Origin of the sequence: Bradyrhizobium sp. CSS354 (assembly GCF_029051725.1) — a bacterium.
Lineage (GTDB): Bacteria > Pseudomonadota > Alphaproteobacteria > Rhizobiales > Xanthobacteraceae > Bradyrhizobium.
Map to the genome: position 1 here is coordinate 486467 of NZ_JAACFU010000005.1, position 14836 is coordinate 501302.

At 64.6% G+C, this 14836-nt stretch carries 15 protein-coding genes; 8 read left to right on the top strand and 7 right to left on the bottom strand.

The genetic code is table 11. The features are described 5' to 3' along the window. The first annotated feature begins 61 nt into the window (after nucleotides 1-61). Both GWG67_RS15170 and GWG67_RS15175 read left to right on the top strand, forming a co-directional pair. Nucleotides 62-1849: a caspase family protein gene (locus tag GWG67_RS15170; protein WP_275170092.1), complete on the top strand. Its 1788-nt coding sequence runs from the start codon at nucleotides 62-64 to the stop codon at nucleotides 1847-1849. 124 nt (nucleotides 1850-1973) lie between these two features. Further along, the gene (locus GWG67_RS15175) at nucleotides 1974-3299 is read left to right on the top strand and encodes an LVIVD repeat-containing protein (protein WP_275170093.1); all 1326 of its coding nucleotides are present in this window, start codon (nucleotides 1974-1976) and stop codon (nucleotides 3297-3299) included. Between the two features lie 135 nt (nucleotides 3300-3434). Here the strand turns inward: GWG67_RS15175 and GWG67_RS15180 are convergent, their stop codons facing one another. Both GWG67_RS15180 and purB read right to left on the bottom strand, forming a co-directional pair. Beyond that, nucleotides 3435-4607 carry a M20 aminoacylase family protein gene (locus GWG67_RS15180; RefSeq protein ID WP_275170094.1) on the bottom strand — a complete coding sequence of 391 codons (1173 nt, stop codon included), beginning with the start codon at nucleotides 4605-4607 and terminating at the stop codon, nucleotides 3435-3437. 107 nt (nucleotides 4608-4714) lie between these two features. After that, nucleotides 4715-6022, bottom strand: a complete 1308-nt coding sequence (purB, locus tag GWG67_RS15185) for an adenylosuccinate lyase (protein WP_275170095.1) — start codon at nucleotides 6020-6022, stop codon at nucleotides 4715-4717. Between the two features lie 571 nt (nucleotides 6023-6593). On the opposite strand from purB, the gene GWG67_RS15190 reads away from it, so the two are divergent. Further along, complete coding sequence (locus GWG67_RS15190; protein WP_275170096.1) at nucleotides 6594-7178, top strand: TetR family transcriptional regulator; 585 nt, start codon at nucleotides 6594-6596, stop codon at nucleotides 7176-7178. A gap of 58 nt (nucleotides 7179-7236) precedes the next feature. Here GWG67_RS15190 and GWG67_RS15195 read toward each other — a convergent pair whose 3' ends face one another. From GWG67_RS15195 to GWG67_RS15205, 3 genes are all read right to left on the bottom strand, one after another. Next, complete coding sequence (locus GWG67_RS15195) at nucleotides 7237-7539, bottom strand: hypothetical protein (RefSeq protein ID WP_275170097.1); 303 nt, start codon at nucleotides 7537-7539, stop codon at nucleotides 7237-7239. A 144-nt stretch (nucleotides 7540-7683) separates the two neighbouring features. Continuing rightward, nucleotides 7684-8334 (bottom strand): response regulator transcription factor, encoded by a 651-nt coding sequence (locus tag GWG67_RS15200; RefSeq protein WP_085396093.1) that lies wholly within the window; start codon nucleotides 8332-8334, stop codon nucleotides 7684-7686. 7 nt (nucleotides 8335-8341) lie between these two features. Beyond that, the gene (locus tag GWG67_RS15205) at nucleotides 8342-9712 is read right to left on the bottom strand and encodes a sensor histidine kinase (RefSeq protein ID WP_275170098.1); all 1371 of its coding nucleotides are present in this window, start codon (nucleotides 9710-9712) and stop codon (nucleotides 8342-8344) included. Nucleotides 9713-9910: 198 nt separating this feature from the next. Between GWG67_RS15205 and GWG67_RS15210 the strand changes: the two genes are divergently transcribed. The 5 genes from GWG67_RS15210 (at nucleotide 9911) to GWG67_RS15230 (ending at nucleotide 14280) form a co-directional block, all read left to right on the top strand. After that, nucleotides 9911-10711, top strand: a complete 801-nt coding sequence (locus GWG67_RS15210; RefSeq protein WP_275170099.1) for a MotA/TolQ/ExbB proton channel family protein — start codon at nucleotides 9911-9913, stop codon at nucleotides 10709-10711. Beyond that, nucleotides 10708-11394 (top strand): hypothetical protein, encoded by a 687-nt coding sequence (locus GWG67_RS15215; protein WP_275170100.1) that lies wholly within the window; start codon nucleotides 10708-10710, stop codon nucleotides 11392-11394. Before GWG67_RS15210 ends, GWG67_RS15215 begins: the two co-directional genes overlap by 4 nt. Then, complete coding sequence (locus tag GWG67_RS15220; protein ID WP_275170101.1) at nucleotides 11387-11992, top strand: hypothetical protein; 606 nt, start codon at nucleotides 11387-11389, stop codon at nucleotides 11990-11992. Before GWG67_RS15215 ends, GWG67_RS15220 begins: the two co-directional genes overlap by 8 nt. A gap of 116 nt (nucleotides 11993-12108) precedes the next feature. Further along, nucleotides 12109-12849: a metallophosphoesterase gene (locus tag GWG67_RS15225; RefSeq protein ID WP_275170102.1), complete on the top strand. Its 741-nt coding sequence runs from the start codon at nucleotides 12109-12111 to the stop codon at nucleotides 12847-12849. 6 nt (nucleotides 12850-12855) lie between these two features. Continuing rightward, nucleotides 12856-14280, top strand: a complete 1425-nt coding sequence (locus GWG67_RS15230; protein ID WP_275170103.1) for a bifunctional serine/threonine-protein kinase/universal stress protein — start codon at nucleotides 12856-12858, stop codon at nucleotides 14278-14280. Nucleotides 14281-14305: 25 nt separating this feature from the next. On the opposite strand, the gene GWG67_RS15235 is transcribed toward GWG67_RS15230, so the two are convergent. Next, nucleotides 14306-14497: a hypothetical protein gene (locus GWG67_RS15235; protein WP_275170104.1), complete on the bottom strand. Its 192-nt coding sequence runs from the start codon at nucleotides 14495-14497 to the stop codon at nucleotides 14306-14308. A gap of 22 nt (nucleotides 14498-14519) precedes the next feature. After that, a complete protein-coding gene (locus GWG67_RS15240) occupies nucleotides 14520-14696 on the bottom strand; it encodes a hypothetical protein (protein WP_198034867.1) in 177 nt (58 codons plus the stop codon). Nucleotides 14697-14836: the final 140 nt, after the last annotated feature.

Below are 14836 nucleotides of genomic sequence, written 5' to 3' on the forward strand. Positions count from 1 at the left end.
TGTCACTGGCAATCGCCCGTATAAGGCTCGTTCTTCTATGATCGTCTTGCGATCTCTTTCAATGTTGATTTTCGGTCTTTGGCTGGGGTGCGGATCGGCCCAGGCCGACAAGCGCGTTGCGCTCGTCATCGGCAATTCCGCCTACAAAAACGCGCCGCGGCTCGCGAACCCGGTGAACGACGCCGGGCTGGTCGGCGGTATGTTCAGGAACGCGGGCTTCGATACGGTCGAGATCAGGCTGGACCTCAACGCCAGCGAAATGCGGCGATCGCTACGCGACTTCGCGGCCAGGACGCGCGATGCCGACATGGCGGTGATCTACTATGCGGGCCATGGCATCGAGCTGGACGGCAGCAACTATCTCGTTCCGACCGATGCCATGCTGGAAACCGACGGCGATGTCCTCGACGAGACGATCGCGCTTGATCGCGCGCTGTATGCTGTCGAACCAGCCAAACAACTCCGTCTCGTCATCCTCGATGCCTGCCGCGACAATCCCTTCGCCAAGACGATGAAGCGCACCTTGGCCTCGCGCGCGATTGGTGGCGGGCTTGCCAAGGTCGAGCCGACCAGTCCGAACACGATGATCGCGTTTGCGGCCAAAGCGGGATCGACGGCGTCGGATGGCGACTCCCGCAACAGCCCGTTCGCGGTCGCGCTGACCGATCATCTGCCCAAGCCCGGGCTCGACTTGCGCAAGGCGTTCGGGTTTGTCCGTGACGACGTCTTGAAGAAGACCGGCAACAAGCAGGAGCCGTATGTCTATGGCTCGCTGGGGGGCAGCGATGTGCCGCTGGTGCCGGTGAGGCCGGCCGCCGCAGCCGGCCCGCAGGCAAATCCGCAGGACAGTGTGCGCAAAGACTACGAGCTAGCCCTTCAGGCCGGCCTGCGTGAAGCTTGGGAGGCATTCCTCCAGACCTATCCGGACGGGTTTTACGCCAACCTCGCCCGTGTCCAGTTGAAGAAGATTGCCGCCGAGGAGGATCGCACGGTGGCGACCGAGAAGGCGCGGTTGGCCGAACAGGAGAAGGCGAGGCTCGCTACCGAACGAGCCCAGAAGGCCGAGCAGGAGAAAGCCGCCGCCGCTGCCAAAGCCGCGGAAGAGGCGAGGATCGCGGCGGAGAAGGCCAAGCAGGTCGAGCAGGCCAAGGCGGAGGCGGCCGAACGAGATCGCAAGGCGGCGGAAGCTGCCGCGGCCAAGTCGCTCGCGGAGAAGCGGGCGCTGGAGAAGGCGGCGACCGAGGCGGCTGCGAAGCAGGCGGCTGACAAGCAGGCGGCTGATGCCGAAAGCAGGAAGGTCGCCGCGCTGTCGCCGCCGCCGCCAAACGCTGCGCCACCCGGCGACCTCGCGAAATCCGTTCAGGGCGAACTGCGCCGGGTCGGCTGTCTTTCGTCCGCCGCTGACGGCGACTGGAACGCTGCAACGCAGCGCTCGCTGACTCTGTTCAACAAATATGCCGGCACCCAGGTCGACGCAAAGCTCGCGAGTGTCGACGCGCTCGATGCGCTGAAGGCGAAGCCGGGGCGGGTCTGCCCGCTGGTATGCAATTTCGGCTTCAAGGCCGACGGCGATCAATGCGCGAAGATCACCTGCCGCGCCGGTTATCACGTCGGCGACGACAACGAGTGCGAGAAGATTCAGGAGAAGAAGCCGGTCGCGGCGCGCGAGAATTCGAAGAGGCGCGACAGCGACCGCAGAGATGCTGAGTCTACGGCGCCAAAGTCACAAGCCTCCGGCCAGATGATCTGCAACGGCGCCGGATGCAGACCGGTCGCGAAGGGCTGTCGCCTTGGGCTCGTGCCCAATGCGAACGCCAGCTTAAAAATCACAGGTGAGGTCTGCAACTGAGGTCTAGGCAGCGGTGATGTCCGGCCGGACTAGACACGCCTGCGATTGAGGTGAGGACAGACGACACGAGCCTTGCATGCCTCGCCGCAAGCGATCATCATCCCCAAAAAAATGGGGGAAACCGATGCCACAACTCTCTCGCCGCCACCACCTTCAGCAATTGTCGGCCGTATTCGGATCCGCCGCGTTGTCAGGATGGTCGAGGCCGGTATCGGCTTCGGAGGCAGACATTCCCCCCGAGGGCATCGGCAAGGGCATCAAGCACATCTCGTATAGCGACATCGGCGGACGGCCCGACAGCGTACAGGTGATGTTCAACCGGCAGCACGTCTATGTCGGACATATGTTCAGCGACGGCGTGACGATCCTGGACGCATCCGACCCGCGTGCGCTGAAGCCGGTCAATTTCTTCACCGCAGGACAATACACCCGCACCCACCATTTACAGGTGGCGGAAGATTTGCTGCTGCTTGCGAACGGCGCCAATATTGTCGCGATGCAGTCCTACGACAACATGCGCGGCTATTTCGAGAACACGCTGGTCGACAGCATCACCAAGGCAAAGAAATTCCGCTGCGGCCTCTCGATCCACGACATCTCGAAGCCGAACGAGATGCGCGAGATCGCGTTTCTCGAAATGCCTGGCTTCGGCATCAACCGGCTGTGGTGGCCGGGCGGCCGCTATGCCTATGTGTCGGCGCATCTCGACGGGTTCACCGACCACATCCTTTGCGTGATCGATCTCAGGACCATCACGAAGCCGGAGATCGTCGCGAAATGGTGGCTGCCCGGCATGAACCGCGCGGCCGGCGAGCCGGCGACGCCAAAGGGCAAGCGCTTTGCGCTCCATCACATGATCACGGCTGGTGATCGCGGCTATGCTGCCTGGCGCGATGGCGGCTTCACCATTCATGACATCAGCGATCCCACCAATCCAAAGCTGCTGTCCCACATCAACTGGTCGCCGCCCTTCGCCGGTGGCACGCATACGCCGCTGCCGCTGCCCAAGCGGCAGCTCGCGATCGTCGCGGACGAAGCCAATGCGGACAATTGCGCCAAGGGCCTGTTCCACACATTCGTCCTCGAAGTGCGCGCGCCTGGAAACCCGGTGCCGATCGCAACCCTGCCGACCCCGCGCGAACGCGATTTCTGCACGAACGGTACCTTCGGACCGCATAATCTGCACGAGAACCGCCCGGGCTCGTTCCAGAGCGAGGAGACGATCTTTGCGACCTACAACAATGCCGGCGTCAGGGTGTTCGACGTCAGGGACGCCTTCGCACCGAAGGAGATCGCGTATTGGGTGCCGCCGACACCGAAAAAGCTCATCGACCCCCGCCCGAACGTCGCGCTCGCGGCCAAGACCTGCGACGCCTATGTCCGGCCCGACGGGCTGATGTTCGTCTCCGACTGGAACGCCGGCATGCACGTGCTGCAATATCAGGGATGAGCGGAGGAGCGCGTAGGGTGGGTTAGTCCTGCCGATGCGCAAAGCGCATCTGCTCGGCGTAACCCACCTCTTCTGTTTCCGTGGACAGAGACGGCGGTGGGTTACGCCTTCGGCTAACCCACCCTACGAATCCGACTAACCCGCCGGCATCCGCGTCTCCACTAGACGCGCCCAATACGATGCGCCGTGGCCGAGGATGTTGTCGTTGAAGATGTAGGCCGGGTGGTGGCACTCGTTGCCGTCGCCCATGCCGACCAGGATCATCGCTCCGGGGCGCGCTTCCAGCATGAATGAAAAGTCTTCGGCGCCCATCATGGGAATGAACTTGTCGTTAACGCGCTCGGCACCGACGATGTCGCGGGCGACGTCGGCGGCAAGGCCGGCCTCGCGGGCATGGTTCATCGTCACCGGATACATCCGCGTGTATTTGGTCTCCGCCGAACCGCCATAGGCGCGCGCAACGCTGTTGGCGACCTCGCCGATACGGCGCTCGACGAGATCGCGCACTTCAGGGTCGAGCGTGCGCACGGTGCCGCCGAGCTCGGCGATCTCCGGGATGATGTTGAAGGCCGTGCCGGAGTGGAATTGCGTGATCGAGATGACGGCGGATTTCAGCGGATCGACGTTGCGCGCGACGATCGATTGCAGCGCGTTGACGATCTGCGCGCCGATCAGCACGCTGTCGATGGACTTGTGCGGACCGGCGCCGGCATGGCCGCCCTTGCCGTGGACCGTGATCTGAATGTTGTCGGAGGAGGCGAGCATCGCGCCTGGCGTGGTCGCGAAATGCCCTTCTGGCAGGCCCGGCATGTTGTGCATGCCATAGACCTCCTGGATGTTCCAGCGCGTCATCAGCCCGTCCTCGACCATCGCCTTGCCGCCGCCGCCGCCTTCTTCCGCGGGCTGAAAGATCACGACCGCGGTGCCGTCGAAGTTGCGCGTCTCGGCGAGATATTTGGCGGCGCCGAGCAGCATGGCGGTGTGGCCGTCATGGCCGCAGGCGTGCATCTTGCCGGGGACCTTGGAGGCGTAGGCGACGCCCGAGGTCTCCATGATCGGCAGCGCGTCCATGTCGGCGCGCAGGCCAATGGTCTTGCCCGAGGCGGATTTGCGGCCGCGGATCACACCGACGACACCGGTGCGGCCGATGCCCGTCACCACCTCGTCGCAGCCGAACTCGCGCAAGCGGTCGGCAACGATGCCGGCGGTGCGGTGGACGTCGTATTGCAGCTCCGGGTTCTCGTGGAAGTCATGGCGCCAGGCGGCCATTTCGTCGGAGAGGGCGGCAACGCGGTTGACGATGGGCATGGAGGCTCCGTCTCTGTTGTTGTTGCCGGATGAGCGAAGGGCCATCCGGGATCTTTTGTGAGAGAAGTCCCAGGTATCGCTGCGCTCACCCGGGCTACGAATGACGTTCAGCTTTCGCCGAACACGCGCTTGAAGATCGTGTCGACGTGCTTGAAGTGATAGGCGAGGTCGAACTGCTCCTCGATCTCGGCGTCGGTGAGATACTTCTTCACGTCAGCGTCCTTCTTCAGGAGCTGGAGGAAGTCGCCTTCGCCGCGCCAGACCGGCATGGCGTTGCGCTGCACGAGCTTGTAGGCGTCCTCGCGGCTCGCGCCCTTCTGCGTCAGCGCCAGCAGAACACGCTGCGAATGCACGAGGCCGCCGAGGCGGTCGAGGTTCTTCTGCATGTTGGCGGGGTACACCAGCAGCTTGTCGATCAGGCCGGCGAGGCGGACCAGCGCGAAGTCGAGCGTCACGGTCGCATCGGGGGCCATCATGCGCTCGGCGGAGGAGTGCGAGATGTCGCGCTCGTGCCAGAGCACGACGTTCTCCAGCGCCGGCGTCACATAGGCGCGCACCATGCGCGACAGGCCGGTGAGGTTTTCCGAGAGCACCGGATTGCGCTTGTGCGGCATCGCCGACGAACCCTTCTGCCCTTCGGAGAAGAACTCCTCGGCTTCCAGCACTTCGGTGCGCTGCATGTGGCGGACCTCCACCGCGAAACGCTCGACCGAGGCGGCGATCACGCCGAGCGTCGAGAAATACATCGCGTGGCGGTCGCGGGGGATGACCTGCGTCGAGATCGGCTCGGGGACGAGGCCCATGGCCTTGGCGACATGCTGTTCGACGCGCGGATCGATCTGCGCGAAGGTGCCGACCGCACCTGAGATGGCGCAGGTAGCGACTTCCTTGCGCGCCGCGATTAGGCGCTCCTTGGCGCGAGAGAATTCCGCATAGGCATAGGCGAGCTTGAGGCCGAAGGTCACGGGTTCGGCGTGGATGCCGTGGCTGCGGCCGATGGTCGGCGTCATCTTGTGCTCGAAGGCGCGCTTCTTCAGCGCAGCCAGCACCTTGTCGAGGTCAGCAAGCAGCAGGTCGGCGGCACGGGTGAGCTGGACGTTGAGGCAGGTGTCGAGCACGTCGGAGGAGGTCATGCCCTGGTGCACGAAACGCGCCTCGGGGCCGACGATCTCGGCAAGGTGGGTGAGGAAGGCGATGACGTCGTGCTTGGTCTCGCGCTCGATCTCGTCGATACGGGCGACGTCGAAGGCGGCGTTCCTGGCCTTGGCCCAGACCGTCTTGGCAGCGTCCTTGGGGATAGTCCCAAGCTCGGCGAGGGCGTCCGCCGCGTGCGCCTCGATCTCGAACCAGATCTTGAACCGGGTCTGGGGCTCCCAGATCGAGGCCATTTCCGGGCGGGTATAGCGGGGGATCATTGGACTGCTCCAGGAAGGTGGGCGGGCGACCCACGAGGGGCGACCTGCCAGAATGTTTTTTACGCCGTGATTTAGCAGAGGGGAGAGGGCGAAACAAACGGCGGCGACAAGGTAGCGGGGGATGATTGGGCTGGGCGGTGATCGGCCCGGCCACCCCGGGCGATGGGTGGCCCACGCCCAAGGGGGCAGATATTAACTGTCAATCACGGATCATTGACTGACAGATATTGAAATCTGTCAGCGAGACGTGTATATCCGTTCTCGGACGCTCCGATTGGGCGTCTGGCGGCATCCCGGGAGCCCGACGTCCCAGACAGATGGGGATTGAGGGTCGCAATTGAACAACGGGGACCGCCAATTGATTGGAGACTTACGACAATGACGACCGAAATCATCAATTTGACCGGGGCGATTGGGCATTGGCTCAATTTACTGGTGGCGCGCCAGATCGCGGCGCAGGCTGCAAAACTGCCTCATTAAGGCGAGAGCTTTCCGAAACGACCGGCACGGGCGCTTCGGAAGCAGCTCCGTCGCCGGGTAACTGAGCCCTCAACGGGAACATGGTGCTGGCATGAACGAAGCCGTTATCTTGACGCCGGAGCGGATCCTCGAAGTCACCGAGGACGTGCTGCGGCGTTACGGACTCGCCAAGGCCACCGTGGTCGACGTGGCCCGTGCGCTCGATGTGAGCCACGGCAGCGTCTACCGCCATTTTCCGAGCAAGGCCTCCCTGCGCGAGGCCGTCGCCAAACGCTGGCTGGACCGCATCGACGCGCCATTGCGCCAGCTGGCCGAAGAGCAGGGGCCGGCCCCAGCACGGCTCGACCGCTGGCTGCGCACCCTGTTCGCCGCCAAGCGTTCGCGCGTGCTCGACGACCCCGAGATGTTCGAGACCTATCTGACTCTGGCGCGCGAGGCGTGTGCAGCCGTCAAGTGTCACAAGGACACCATGATCGACCAGATTGCGGCGATCCTGAACGATGGCGTGAAACAGGGCGTGTTCGAGGTGGGCGACGTCAAGACCACCGCACGCGCCATCTTCGATGCCACCGTCCGCTTCCACCATCCGGCCCACGCCGACGAATGGAAGGACGCCGATCTCGCGGCGCGTGTCGATGCGACGCTGGCGCTGGTATTGCGCGGGCTGAAGGCGTAGGCCGAACACCTCCACGCCGTCCCAAAGCCGCTCGATAGCCGGCATGGGCGGCGCTTAGTTATCCTTCGACCTTGTGGGCGAGCGCACCATCGCGGAGCGAACGCGGATGGTGGGCCTTTTTCCGCCCACGAAGAGCGGTACCCGCCAACGGCACGACCGGCGGGCTTTCCGGATACGCATTGACTTCGATTTCGACCAGGTCCTTCGCCCGCTTTCGAAGCCTGTAGAATGCAAGCTCTTGTTCGAGCATGGGGCAGTGGAATCGAATCGTTGCTGTGTCTGGCAAGCGACAGAGTTCATCGATGAGCTCGCCGACAGTGATGAGCGCGGGATAGGTAGCTTCGCGGATAGCCTTACTCATGGCGGAACTCCTTGACTCCGGTACTAACCAGAGTTCGACGGCCTCCGTTCCAATCCGCATCGCAAGGCGGTCGAAATATCCTTGGATGTGCCCCGCATGCGGAGGAGGGCTCCGTGCATTCTACCTCCAGGGAGGGGCGAGCATCTAGATTTTGGTCAGTCCACAATTGGCCGCCAACCGCACAAGCTGCGCATCCGTGCGCGCGCCGGTCTTGGTCTTGATCAGGTAGTGATAGTTCTGCACCGTCTTGACGCTGAGATTGAGATGCGCAGCGATCTGTTCGGTCGTGGCGCCGCCGGCGAACTGGCGCAGGATCTCGATCTCGCGTTCGCCCAGTTGATCCAGCGCAGAGCCCGCCGACAGGCTGTCCTCGGCCAGGATGTGCGCGATGTCGTCGCTCATGGCGCGTTCGCCGCGCGCGACGCTCCGGATCGCGGACACGACCGCGGACGGCTCGCTGCTCTTGGTGACGAAGCCGCTGGCACCGGCACTGAAAGCTGCCTTCACCAGCACGGCCTCATTGTGCATGGTGAAAACGAGGATCCGCGCCCGCGGGCTGCGCGCGCGGATGTTGCGGATGGCTTCCAGCCCGCTCGCGCCCGGCATCGAGATATCAAGTACGACGACATCAGGATCGCGCGCCTTGAAGGCGCTGTAGGCATCCGCGGCGTTGTCGGCTTCCGCCACGACATGCAGATCGCCCTGGCTTTCCAGCACGCGCCGATAGCCTTGCCGTACGATCGGATGATCGTCGACCAGAAGCACGGAGATGCCTGTTGCCGTAATCTCGTTCATCCCGTCCTCACGCGGCGAGCGGGATGGTGGCGGCGACGCTGAGTCCGCGATGGGCGGGTAGGATCGACAATGATCCACCGGCTGCCGCGAGCCGTTCGCGGATGCCGGTGAGGCCGAAGCCGGCCGACTGCTCAACGCGTGCCGCGTCGCCGCCGCCATCGTCCTCGATACGGATCAGCAACGCATCGTCGTCGCCCGCGCGCCGCTCGACGTGCAGAGAAATCTCGCGTGCCGTGCCGTGGCGCAACGCGTTCGTGAGGCATTCCTGCGCAACGCGATAGGCAGTGGTCGCGGCCGGGCCGCTGATGTCGGTGAGGTCGCCCTTAAGATCGAGCTGGATCGTCGGCCGCGCCGAGCTCTGCGAGCGCCAGCTATCCACCAAATTCACGAGGCTCGCCTCCAGCCCAAGCTCGGCGGTCAGGGGATTGCGCAGGCGCTTCAGCGCGTCGCGCAGCGAGGCCATCAGATGATGCGTGGCCTGCGAGATCATCCGCGCGTCCTGCACGATGTCGCTGTGCTTGTCCCCCTTCGTGCTCGCCGTCTCGATGGTGTTGGCGAAGGCGAGGATGGCCGAGAGATTTTGTCCGAACTCGTCGTGCAGCTCGCGGGCGAGCGCGCGGCGTTCGTCGTCGCGGATCTCGATCAGGCGCCGCGTCAGCGCCGCGCGCTGCTCGGTCGCTTCCTCCAGCCGCCCGCCGAGCTCGCCGACGGCGCTGCCGATCATCGCCAGCTCCATCGAGCGGAAGCGCGGCAGTTTCGTGCGATACTGACCGCGCGCCATGCGCTGCAAGGCGGTCACGATGGTGCGCGCCGGCGCCAGCGCATGCGCGATCGCGAGCGAAGCCAGCAGCGCGATCGCCGCCGCCATCAAAAGCGCGACGTCGATTACGTTGAGGATGTATTCCCAAGCGAGCGAGATGGCGGCTGCCGCATCCGGCGTCGCGACCACCGTTCCGGCGGTCGCCGCGCGGGGACTGACCGGCCGTATCACCTCCGCATGGCTGCCAAGGAAGGTCGGCACAATTGACGCGAACCAGCGCGGAGGCGTCTTGCCGAGCCCCTCGCTCTGGCCGCAGAGCGGCTTCTCGAATGCGATAGCGGGTTGGAACTCCACGCAGACGCCGGGTGAGATCAGCTTCATCGTCTCCAGCGTGCGCCACTCCGGAACCGGCAGGAGCTGCTCGCGTGTTCTGCTGCTGCGCAACAGGAATTCGTGCCAATACAGGGCCTGAAGCGCCTGGGCGACCCGCTGCGCCGAGGCCGCGGTCGCCCGGTCGACGCTGCGATAGGCGTCGAACGTCGCCCAGATGGTCGCCGCGCCCAGACAGAGGGCGACGATGAGAAACAGACGGGCGACAAGCTGAAGCACAAGGCGCATGCGATCACCCCAAAGTTTGGTAAGGTCAGCCTAACAACGCCGCCGCGCCTTGCCAATTGCGAGGCACGGCAAGATGGCAGCTCGGGCAAATTTCCCAAGCCGGATTGGGCATGGCTCTTTGGACCGGGCGCGGCGGCTTTGATCTAATGGGCGGGAAATCACGGCAGGCCAATCTTTAAGGGCCAGGAGCAGTGCAGCATGAGTTCGATGACGATTGGGCCGATCGCGGGGCCTGCTGCCGACCCATCCGAGCGCAGCGCGCTCCTGTTCTGGATGATCTTCACCGGGCTTTCGATCTTCGCCGTCGTGCTGTTGTGGCGGTTCGGCCTGATCCGTCTGATGCTGACCTCGGATCGAACCTACATTTCCAGCGTGATCGCACTGCTCTATGTGCTCACCTGCGGCCACTGCTTCCTGCGTACGCGGGCCATTGCCCGTGAGGGCGCGGCGGCCCGGCGCTGCCGGGCGGCGCTCGCGGCACCCGACGGCAGCAAAGTGCTCGATGCGAGCGCGACCGCATTGCCGCGCGGGCTGGTCCGCGACCATATCGACAGCCTTGTGACAAAGGCCGCCGCGCAGGACTACCGCCCGGTGGACCAGACGCTATTGCTGCGGACGCTTGCCGACCGGCTGCGCGGCTCCAATGGCTTTGGGGCCTTCGTCTCGGATACGCTGATGAAGCTCGGCCTGCTCGGCACCATCGTCGGCTTCATCATCATGCTGGCGCCGATCGCGGGGCTGGATGCCGCCGACAAGGTCGCGATGCGATCTTCGATGGGGCTGATGAGCGACGGCATGGCGGTCGCGATGTACACGACACTGGCGGGCCTGGTCGGTTCGATCCTGGTCCGCATCCAGTATTACATGCTGGATGCCGCGACCCAGCGGGTGTTCTCGGATGCGGTGGTGCTGACCGAGACCTATGTGACGCCGGTGCTGGAGCGCAAGGGTTTTGGACTCGAGGGGTCTGGAATCAAGGGCGCCGGAACCCAGTCATGATGGATGATTTCGGTCTCTATCCGCGCGAGGAGCCGTTCGATCCGCTGGGCGTGATGCTGTTCAAGGCGCTCCAGGTGATCGCTTTCCTTTTCTTCCTCGCGCTGCTCGCGGTCTCGCCGGACGCCAAGGACGGCAAGATCGATTCCAAGGCCGAGTTCATGATCACGCTGGACTGGCCGGACAGCCATCCCGACGATCTCGATCTGTTCGTGCAGGATCCCGTCGGCAATATCGCCTGGTATCGCCACCGCGAGGCCGGCTTCCTCACGCTCGACCGCGACGATCGCGGCGGAGCCAACGACTTCATCGTCGTCAACGGCAAGAAGATTGCCTCGCCGATCCGCGAGGAGATCGTCACCGTGCGCGGCATCGTCCCCGGCGAATACACGGTCAACGTCTCACATTTCGTGGCCACGACAGGCGAACCCGTCACGGCCAATGTGAAGGTGCAGAAGCTCAATCCGACGGCGCAAGTGGTCTTCGACAACAAGTTCACCCTCGACCACACCGGCGACGAGAAGACCGCGGTGCGGTTCCGGCTCGATGCCGAAGGCAAGGTCGTCAATGTGGATCAGCGGCCGAAATCGCTGTTGGAGACTTTTCGCAGCAGTTGGCGCAACGGCGCCGATCTCGACCCGAGCACCGGCGTGAGCAAGAACGCTGTGAGGGTGCGCCGTGACTAGCTTGCAGACGGTCATCCTCACGCTATCGATAGCCTATGCCGTCATCGGCGCGCTGCTGCTGGTCGTGCTGGTCTATGCGCGGCTGCACTGGTCGATCAAGGCCGTCGCGGTGATCGTGACCAGCGCTTTCTATATCGTCAGCTTCACGGAAATGCGTGGACTACTCGGCTGGGCGAGCGCCGACCGGCTGCCGGCCTCCTTCAAGCTGCTGAAGGCCCGCATCGTCGAGCCGCATTCGCTGGAGGGCGATCCCGGCTCGATCTATCTCTGGGTCGAGCAGCTCGACGAGGACAATCGCCCGAGCGGCATACCGCGCGCCTTTCGTGTGCCCTATAATGACAGGCTGGCCGACAAGACCCACGCGGCGGAGAACGAGATCGCGCTGGGACATCCGCAAGGCGGCCGGGCCGCCGATTTCGGCGGCGGCGATGGCAGCCTCATCGACATGGTCCGGGAATATGTGACGCCCAAGACCATCTTGGAGACGAGCGGAGGCGATTCCTCGACCGGCGAATTCCTGGCACCACCCGCCGGCGCGCAGGGCGCCGTGTTCACCCCGATTCCGCCGCCCCGGATGCCGCCGAAGGACGAGCAATAGGCTCTTCACCATCGCGACAGGGCACCGCTGGCAAACCGCGCGCCGCTGGCGCATGTTCTTGACCTCCCTCAATTTGGCCTCATCGGCTCCCAATAAGGTTCGGGGGTGGAGGGTGCGTGCTTCTCGCTGTTTTCTCGGATATCCACGGCAACCGGCAGGCGTTCGAGGCGTGCCTGAAAGTCGCGCGGGCGCGTGGCGCCGAGCGCTTCATCTTGCTTGGCGACTTCGTCGGCTATGGCGCCGATCCGGAATGGGTGGTGGATACCGCGATGGAGCTGGTTGCCCAGGGCGCCGTCGCCGTGCGCGGGAATCATGACCAGGCGGTGAATTCCTCGGCCGAGACCATGAATGCCGAGGCGCAAATCGCGATCGAATGGACCCGCGGCCGGCTCGACACCGCGCAGCGGCGGTTCCTGGCGGAATTGCCGATGCTGGTGGAGGACGGCGATCGCCTGTTCGTGCATTCGGAAGCCTCCAGTCCCCGAAGCTGGCACTATGTCCGATCGACGGCGGACGCCGCCAAAAGCCTGATCGCGACGCCAGCTCATGTCACGTTCTGCGGCCACATCCACCGCCCGGCGATCTACTCGATGTCGGTGACGGCGAAGATGTCGGGACTCGTGCCTAAGACCGACGTCTCCGTGCCTTTGCTGCGCGGGCGGCAATGGCTTGCTGTGCTTGGCTCGGTCGGCCAGCCGCGCGATAACGATCCATCCGCGGCTTTCGCGCTGTTCGACACGGTCTCGTGTCTGATCACCTATTGCCGCGCGCCCTACGATGTCGAGACGGCCGCAAGCCGGATCCGCGAGAACGGCCTGCCGCATTGGCTCGCCGACCGACTGTCGCAGGGACGCTAGAGGCCGATGCCGAAACCCCTCGTCAAATCGGGCGCAGAGATCGACGGCTACACGATCGGCGAATGCGTCCATGCCGGCGGCATGGCGACGCTGTGGACGGTCACCCATCCCGCCATCGACGTGCCGCTGCTGATGAAGATTCCGCGGGTATCGGAGGGCGAGGACCCCGCGGCGATCGTCTCCTTCGAAATGGAGATGATGATCCTGCCGCGGCTGGCCGGGCCGCACGTACCCTCATGTTTCGGCACCGGCGATTTCGCCCACCAGGCCTATGTCGTGATCGAGCGCATCTCCGGGACCACGCTCTACAAGCGGCTGCCCGACCTGCCGCTGCCGTATGACGAGGCGCGGCAGCTCGTCGCCAGGATCGCGACGGGGCTCGCGGATTTGCATCGGCAGAACGTGATCCATCACGACATCAAGCCGAGCAGCATCATGTTCCGCGAGAGCGGCGAGGCGGTGCTGATCGACTACGGCTTGTCGCATCACAACCATCTGCCGGACCTGTTGCAGGAGGAATTCCGCCTGCCTTACGGTACTGCGCCCTATATGGCGCCGGAACGGCTGTCAGGGGTGCGAGACGGTCCGCGCAGCGATCTGTTCTCGCTCGGCGTGCTGCTCTATTTCTTCACGACCGGCGAGCGGCCGTTCGGTGAGGGCGAGACTCTGCGTGCGATGCGGCGCCGGCTGTGGCGCGATCCGCACCCGCCGCGCTCGCTTCGCGCCGACTATCCGCCCTGGCTCCAGGAAGTGGTGCTGCGATGCCTCGAGATCGAGCCGGTGCGGCGCTATCCGACGGCGTCCCAGCTCGCCTTCGATCTCACCCACCCGGACCAGGTCAGGCTCACCACACGCTCGGAGCGGATGAAGCGCGATCCGCTAAGCGTCGCTTGGCGGCGCCGCTTCAACCAGGGCGTCATGCAGCCGCGCGCGAAATCGGATGTCGCAGCCCAGATCGCATCAAGCCCGATCCTCGCGGTCGCGCTCGACACCGTGGAAGGCGCCCCCGAGCTGAACGAAGCGTTGCGCGTCACCACCGAGCGCATTCTCGCCACGCTGCCGTCGGCGCGGCTCGCCTGTCTCAACGTGCTGAAGCTCAACCGCATCGCGATCGACAGGACGCTGGATGAGCAGGGCTCCAACAAGCATATCGACCGATTGGTGGCGCTCAGGCACTGGGCCACGCCGCTCAAGCTGGATGAAAGCCGGCTGTCGGCTCACGTGCTGGAAGCCGTCGATCCGGCCGCGGCCATCCTGGAGTTTTGCGAGGTCAACCACGTCGACCACGTCATCATCGGTGCGCGGCAGACCTCGTTCCGCCGCACGCTGCTCGGCAGCGTCTCGGCCAAGGTGGCCTCGGAAGCGGCCTGCACCGTCACCGTGGTACGGCCGCCGCGAATGGCTGCGGATGCGGGCGAGGAGGCCGGCTAGGGCCGCGCTCTGGATTCTGGAAGGTTCAGGCCGCGTGAGCGGTGTGGACGGAGCGTTTGCGGCGGATCGGCCAGGAGAATTGCGGGCCGGGCTCGCCGTGATCCGCGCTGCCGCCGAAGAACTGGATGATCTCGCGGCAGGGCTCGCAATTGAACAGGTTACGCGACGCGGATGCCTTGGTCATTTCCTTCAGGCAGCTCGGGCAATGCGGCTTCATGAGCTTGGTCCAGAAAAAGAATTCAATGCCGGCGCGGTGACCGGAGCGGGTGATCCAGGTCCGTCTCGGGCCCGGTGTCGTCGCGCATCTCGCCTTCGGTGCGTTCGAGCCGACCGAAGAAAAAATCGAGGTCAGGATGCGGGCGCCGCGGGATGCGGCACCGGCGCTTCGGCTGACGTTTCACGAGCGCGATCTGCATGGGGTCAGGCCCGATACCAGTCGCGACGGGCGGTGCGGGTCGAGCGAGCCGAGACCTTCACCGGTCCGGCCGATGGACAAACACAACAAACGCACAAAAACCAAGCCACAACGCCACGCCAGTCCAAACCAGGGTCGTCG

What these genes read in the sequence shown, in the direction of transcription:
- GWG67_RS15170 (WP_275170092.1), top strand. Translation starts at nt 62, where the DNA reads ATGTTGATTTTCGGTCTTTGGCTGGGGTGCGGATCGGCCCAGGCCGAC.
- GWG67_RS15175 (WP_275170093.1), top strand. Translation starts at nt 1,974, where the DNA reads ATGCCACAACTCTCTCGCCGCCACCACCTTCAGCAATTGTCGGCCGTA.
- GWG67_RS15180 (WP_275170094.1), bottom strand. Translation starts at nt 4,607, where the DNA reads ATGCCCATCGTCAACCGCGTTGCCGCCCTCTCCGACGAAATGGCCGCC.
- purB (WP_275170095.1), bottom strand. Translation starts at nt 6,022, where the DNA reads ATGATCCCCCGCTATACCCGCCCGGAAATGGCCTCGATCTGGGAGCCC.
- GWG67_RS15190 (WP_275170096.1), top strand. Translation starts at nt 6,594, where the DNA reads ATGAACGAAGCCGTTATCTTGACGCCGGAGCGGATCCTCGAAGTCACC.
- GWG67_RS15195 (WP_275170097.1), bottom strand. Translation starts at nt 7,539, where the DNA reads ATGAGTAAGGCTATCCGCGAAGCTACCTATCCCGCGCTCATCACTGTC.
- GWG67_RS15200 (WP_085396093.1), bottom strand. Translation starts at nt 8,334, where the DNA reads ATGAACGAGATTACGGCAACAGGCATCTCCGTGCTTCTGGTCGACGAT.
- GWG67_RS15205 (WP_275170098.1), bottom strand. Translation starts at nt 9,712, where the DNA reads ATGCGCCTTGTGCTTCAGCTTGTCGCCCGTCTGTTTCTCATCGTCGCC.
- GWG67_RS15210 (WP_275170099.1), top strand. Translation starts at nt 9,911, where the DNA reads ATGAGTTCGATGACGATTGGGCCGATCGCGGGGCCTGCTGCCGACCCA.
- GWG67_RS15215 (WP_275170100.1), top strand. Translation starts at nt 10,708, where the DNA reads ATGATGGATGATTTCGGTCTCTATCCGCGCGAGGAGCCGTTCGATCCG.
- GWG67_RS15230 (WP_275170103.1), top strand. Translation starts at nt 12,856, where the DNA reads ATGCCGAAACCCCTCGTCAAATCGGGCGCAGAGATCGACGGCTACACG.
- GWG67_RS15235 (WP_275170104.1), bottom strand. Translation starts at nt 14,497, where the DNA reads ATGAAGCCGCATTGCCCGAGCTGCCTGAAGGAAATGACCAAGGCATCC.
- GWG67_RS15240 (WP_198034867.1), bottom strand. Translation starts at nt 14,696, where the DNA reads ATGCAGATCGCGCTCGTGAAACGTCAGCCGAAGCGCCGGTGCCGCATC.